We start from the raw sequence: 2696 nt of genomic DNA, 5'->3' as shown, positions 1-2696 counted from the left end.
TACAATATTTTTATTTTATTGATAATCAAACTATTATATCGTGCAATAGAAATGACTATAGTGAAATTTTCTTTTTCATAAGGTATATGTATAGGGGAACAATGTATAAAACCTTACTGCTGTGATACTATTTGTAGGATTAATGACCTGGTTATCACATGTATATCATAAAGTTAATGCGTTACTTGAAGATTTTAAATGATTCTTCCTCTTATATGACGAATACCTTTTGTCAATATCTATCATCCTGATAGTTTTCAATGAATCATTTGCTCTATATTGTCATTTTATTAGCGAAAGCACGAAAGTTTATGTAAAAGAAAACGATAAAGTCAAAGATTCGTGACTGGCTAAACAATCAAAATCGCTTTTGCATCTCTCATAAAGTTTGTTTTTGAAAAACATCTGTCATGCCATCACGCGGAGATGGATATTCTTTTGATTATAACGTAGTTAAAGCGTGATAGATACCCGTGATAGATAAAAAACATTACAACTATCTATCACGCTTACCAGCCTTCATAATCATCGTAAAAATCACACTACTTCTTTTACTCTATTAGCCAATATATATATCTTATTCAGTTGGTTTCCAGAATGAAACTTTTAGTTTTTTGGCTAAATACTAAAAGTTTTGATTGCAAAAACTATTAGTTTCAATAGTATAAACTTTTGGTTTCAATAAACAAAACCATTTGTTTCATTGAAAGAAACTATTTGTCTTAATCAGACAGAAAGCATATTCTTGATTAGCAATAACTGGCATATAAATCTATCTACAGCTTTAAGAATATAAGCTTTTTGAAGGAGAAGTATATGACTAATGATATGAAAGTGTAGTATTGACTATGCTAAGTTCGTGTTTTTTTAGGCAAAGGCATGAGTGCATGGCTCTTTTCTAAATCATGTACTATAGTCATATCCATTACATTTGTATACACTTGTGTGGTTTTAACACTTTTATGCCCCAATAATTTTTGCACTGTTGTAATGTTTACTCCATTATAAATCAATAGAGTCGCATTAGTATGGCGGGCGGTATGAAATGAAATCCTTTTTGACAAACCGGCTAGGCGGGAAATCACAATTAAATCCTTGTTCACATTAGAGTTATCCCTTAAATGAAAGAAGCTTTGCAAGTCATCCCGATATTTGCCTAGAATAACAAGCCCTTTCCCTTCGAATAAGAGATAAAGGGGTAGCCTGACTTCTGTACTCGTCTTTATAGATTTATAAATTAGCCAGGTCTCTTGACGAATTTCCACGATGTTATCGGGTGATAAACTGATAAAATCAGAGTATCTCATTCCTGCATAGCAACAAAACAAGAATGCATCTAAAGTCTTTTGCAATTTAGTATATCTGCCAGCCAAGCTTAATTTCTCCAACTTCTCCAACTCTTCAGGAGATAAGTGCGTATGCTTGTTTTCTATAGTTTTAATCTTGTACTTTCGAAAAGCGTATTTTTGTATCTCCATATAATCCTTGTTGATGGCGATATTTATATGTCGCTTCAGATGCTTCATATGTTTGGCTATCGTATTTGTATGATAGCCTTTTGATTGCAAGAAATATTCAAAGGAGGATATAAATTCGAATGTTAAATCAGAAAAGGTTACATCCTTTTTGAACTGTTGTAATAATGAAAGAGTGGAGAGATGATTTCGTTTTGTACTTTCTTTCAGAGTGGAGTTTACTATCTCTTGCCTAAAAAAAGGAATAAAAAAGGTTTTGTTTTCGCTTGTGCTCAAAACATCCTTTAGTAACTCTAATGAAATACGCCTTCCTTGCTGCCACAATTCCAACTCTTTTTTTTCTATCATAGCCATGAACTCATATATCAATCTATTCAGCGCATCTGCATTAGGATGATTCTTCACGATAAGCTTTCTATTATCCCACTGTTCTGGCTTTAAATAAACTTTGGTTGAAAAATACTTTTTCTTTCTGTCCAAATAGGCTTCTACTTGCACTAACGCCATTCCTCTTTTATTCAGGCTTCTTTTTCTGTTGTACACTAGATTGTAAATAATTTTGCTCATTTTACTTGATTTTAATTAATACCAATAACAAATAAGACGATATTCTGTGCTCGATGGGATTAGAATAAGAATTAATATCTCTAAAAAGTGTCTTTTTGTGTTTAGCTATTAATCGGTATTTAGCCTCCGGAAACTCTCAATATGTTTCCAAATCAGGTCTGTTTTCTGTTTTACCAGCTTGTTTATTAACCATTTTGTTTTAAAATATGTGTATTTTTGGAAAAATTGCCCTAAAAGAGAGAATCATAGTGATAGCAAACATAAGCCGGTTTAGGTTTTTTAAGTATGAAAAATCTGTTATTAAGCATAAAGTAGCGCATTTAATTAACAGATTGATAGATTTACAAGGTTTTTTCAATAAAATAGTTGTTCGTTTCAGTTTTATTAATATATTTGCACTTTGTTAGAGTAAAGAAACAATTAATGTAAAGTTAAACTTTAAGAGAGAATTTATGAAAAGAAAATTAATGCTGTTATTGGCCTGTCTTTTTGTTGGAATAGGCCTAGTAACTGCCCAAACCCAGAAAGTTACAGGTGTTGTAATTTCTGAAGAAGATGGGCAGCCAGTTATTGGAGCCTCTGTATTGGTAAAAGGTACACAAATAGGTGCTATTACCGGTGTAGATGGTGATTTTACATTACCAAACGTACCAA

At 31.9% G+C, this 2696-nt stretch carries 2 protein-coding genes; one reads left to right on the top strand and one right to left on the bottom strand.

Translation table 11 applies throughout. The features are described 5' to 3' along the window. Positions 1-851 precede the first annotated feature (851 nt). The gene (locus JCM16496_RS20885; RefSeq protein ID WP_025836409.1) at positions 852-2042 is read right to left on the bottom strand and encodes a site-specific integrase; all 1191 of its coding nucleotides are present in this window, start codon (positions 2040-2042) and stop codon (positions 852-854) included. Positions 2043-2494: 452 nt separating this feature from the next. Between JCM16496_RS20885 and JCM16496_RS22515 the strand changes: the two genes are divergently transcribed. Further along, on the top strand, positions 2495-2696 hold a 202-nt coding region (locus tag JCM16496_RS22515; protein WP_145973823.1), incomplete at its 3' end, for a carboxypeptidase-like regulatory domain-containing protein.

Source organism: Bacteroides rodentium JCM 16496, from assembly GCF_000614125.1.
Classification (GTDB): Bacteria; Bacteroidota; Bacteroidia; order Bacteroidales; family Bacteroidaceae; genus Bacteroides; species Bacteroides rodentium.
This window is presented reverse-complemented; position numbering and strand designations above follow the sequence as displayed.

Coding starts and splice junctions, on each gene's coding strand:
- JCM16496_RS20885 (WP_025836409.1), bottom strand. CDS start 2,042: ATGAGCAAAATTATTTACAATCTAGTGTACAACAGAAAAAGAAGCCTG.